3 protein-coding genes and 1 pseudogene are annotated in these 2,870 nt (G+C 55.1%); 1 reads left to right on the forward strand and 3 read right to left on the reverse strand.

What is annotated here, in order from left to right:
- Positions 1-723 precede the first annotated feature (723 nt).
- The 3 genes and pseudogenes from DIE23_RS38735 to DIE23_RS38745 form a co-directional block, all read right to left on the reverse strand.
- A complete protein-coding gene (locus DIE23_RS38735; RefSeq protein WP_260436376.1) occupies positions 724-1,524 on the reverse strand; it encodes a TolC family protein in 801 nt (266 codons plus the stop codon).
- Positions 1,458-1,769 (reverse strand): annotated as a pseudogene (locus tag DIE23_RS38740) (ATP-binding cassette domain-containing protein); the annotation flags it as partial. The pseudogene DIE23_RS38740 and the gene DIE23_RS38735, both read right to left, overlap by 67 nt.
- Positions 1,739-2,395, reverse strand: a complete 657-nt coding sequence (locus tag DIE23_RS38745; RefSeq protein WP_124618142.1) for a hypothetical protein — start codon at positions 2,393-2,395, stop codon at positions 1,739-1,741. The gene DIE23_RS38745 and the pseudogene DIE23_RS38740, both read right to left, overlap by 31 nt.
- A 158-nt stretch (positions 2,396-2,553) precedes the next feature.
- Between DIE23_RS38745 and DIE23_RS38750 the strand changes: the two genes are divergently transcribed.
- A partial coding sequence (locus DIE23_RS38750) for a hypothetical protein (RefSeq protein ID WP_221623390.1) occupies positions 2,554-2,870 on the forward strand: 317 nt, incomplete at its 3' end.

Raw genomic sequence — 2,870 nt, forward strand, 5'->3', positions numbered from 1 at the left:
CGGCTACGCCGCCTCCGACTCCTCACCACCGGCCAAAACAAACGTCAACGACCGGCCAACATAATTGTCGCCCCCCAGACGCGATGCCGATGCGGTTTCTATCTTTCACACATTGAGCCAGTGGCATGCGCACGCGAGGAGATTGAGACTGCACGTCATCTGTACCAGTGCTGGCGTTTGGCGCCGGCAACAGATGTCGGACTGTCGGAGGGGCTGACTGCAGTCGAGAAGCGATTGGACCACCCGCATGCTATTCGAGCAAAAGGTGGTCATGGCTCGCTCGACCGGCGAGGTGTTCCGTTGCATCAGATACGGAACGGGTTGGGATATATCTGATTCGCGCGGAGGCTCATCTGATGGATAGCCGATTGCGCCTCGTCATCTACTTTGCCGGAGATGTGGTTGGCGCCGCCCGATACACGATGCGCCGCCAAGAGCGTGTTGGCTCGTTCTCGTCACACATTGTTGAGCTCAGATTGGTCGCGTACCTACAGCCAAAATTTCAGTTCGAGGTAGAGCAGTAATCGGATGTAGTGGTTTACCCATTCCGCAAAACTGACCGGAAGGAGCAATATTTCAGCATTGCGAGTATTGCAATACTTCCTTATGTTTGGTCTGTCGAAACCGGTGGGAGCCGCTCAATGTCTATGAATCACACAGATAAGAAGAGTTTTCGCCGCCACTCTCCAACGTGAATTTGCGCCATTGCTCTGGCTTGCGATCCTACTCGCCCACGGCCAGCCCCAGATCCTGGATACCAAGCCGCCCAATCTTTGCCGCGAGCTGGAGTCGGGCTGCCCGCCAGTCCGTCAGGGCTTGAATACGTTGTCGATTCGCGTCTGATAGCGAAGACTGCGCACTTAATAGCTCGAGGATATTTCCTACCCCCGCGTTGTAACGATGTCGTGCAGCCACGAACGACTTCCGCGCGATCTGAAGCAGCATCTCAGTATTCTGGAGATTTTGGGTGTCAGTCTGCAGCGACTGATAGCTTTTCCATACATCAAGACCGACTTGCTGTTTTGTCTTGTCGAGCGTTGATCGCTGCACTTCGACCTGTGCGTGGGCCTCACGGGTCTTATAGACGCGACTAAACCCCTCAAACAATGGCACCTGGACCTGAATGCCGAAGTACCAATCGTGTCCGGTCGCCGGGAAGGACGGTTGGCCTAACCCCAAGGTTGCCGGCTGATTATTTCGAGAATATTTGCCGATGAAGCTGATCGTCGGAAGTCCTTCGGCCCGAGTTTGCGCTTCTTTGGCTACTGCTGCTTCCAATTGCGCTTGAGCGGCTGCAACACTCGGGTGTAGACGCTCCGCCTGTTCAATTAACGCGGCAACGGATTCGACAAAGTCCCTGTCGGGGGTCGCGCCTTCTAAGACATCGGGAACGACTATCGGCAGGGTCGGATTTTGATCTATGTCGGAAGCAATCGTCCCGACAGCGATCTGCAGCTCGCTGCCTGCATCACAACCTCCAAAGAGGCGCTTGGATCGGTAACTGCGATATTCTCGCGAATCGATCGATTGAAGAGCAGATTTTCCTGCAGCACGACACCGATCTGACGGCGCAGCCACGCGGGATCTGCAAGAGCGAGATCGTGTCCGTCTATCCTGACACGCCCCTGTTCCGGAACGTATAGGCGTTGCAGCAACTTCGTCAGCGTGCTCTTACCGGATCCCGAACGGCCGACGATCCCGATGATCTCGCCAGCGCGTATCGAAAGATTTATTCCATTCAGAACCGGTTGCCCATCCGGTCGATACCGTGACGATTGTCCATGTGGTTGTCAACAGTATTAATGTTGATCACGGGTGGATCGATGTCCCAAGTTGTACGGTCGAGTGGATATAACGAGACGACGTCACGCACGTCGTAAGCGTTGACCCATGTATTTACCCCCTCTGGATGAGTGAGCGCCGGTGGAATTAGTCGGTTGCGCACGGCGCTTAGGCCGAGTGGGGATCCGAGCGTCACGAACTTCTTCACATTGGCTTGTGCTCCCATTTCGCGGAGAACGCGATAGGCAATGACGGACCCGAGGGAGTGAGCAACAACGACACATGGTTGCGTGCCGATCGCTTGCGTCACGATTGCGTTGACCGCTTTGCTTACCGCCCGATTGGTCAGGTAGACCGCGACATCTTCCGTGACTGCGCGAAGAAGCGAGTCACCGATCGGGGATGCATCAAGCAGGCGTGCAACCGCGAGAGCAAGGAGTGAATTTTGTGCCCCTTTGTGCACGGCTTGTTCGGCAGGGTCATTGAGCTGTTTTTCGCCGAGAATTTCCGACAGCATTTCATATTGGACGAGGGTGGTTTTGTCGTCGAACGTTGACACGCCCTTGGTGAGAACGTCTGGTGACGGTGATTCGATACGTAGTTGCTTCACCATGTCAGCAAGCACGTCACCGTAGTAGGGGAAACTACCCAACAGTGGGAATCATTGACGGTGGGCTCACGCAATTACCGCCAGACTGGGTTCGGCACTCAAGCGCATACCTGCATCCGTCGCACGCGGATAAGTCACATGGAACCGAAATCGGAGCATTGTTGATCGATGGTCAGCGCCTGAACAATCCAACTGTCTGTCCGGAACCGGACGGTTGCTGGATCGCTGACCTTGCAATTATGCCGATCGAGACCAAGTTCGACGACTACTATCGCTCGGATCTGGATCTGATCAACCAAATCGACCAAGAGGTTCAGGAGGCTAAGGCATCCGCAGGCGCCCGGATCTTCAGCTTCAGCCATAACATCGAGGAGCCGCCGGGTGGCAACCCGATCTATACCGAGTTATCCCACGGGTTGGATCGTATTGCGAAGGATCCCTTGGTGTCACACCACGGACTATATGCCTGTGCTATATC

It is taken from the genome of Burkholderia sp. Bp9143, assembly GCF_003853645.1.
GTDB lineage: Bacteria > Pseudomonadota > Gammaproteobacteria > Burkholderiales > Burkholderiaceae > Burkholderia.

Excerpts from the sequence above, each read along its gene's own strand:
- DIE23_RS38745 (WP_124618142.1), bottom strand. The coding sequence starts at position 2,395 with ATGGTGAAGCAACTACGTATCGAATCACCGTCACCAGACGTTCTCACC.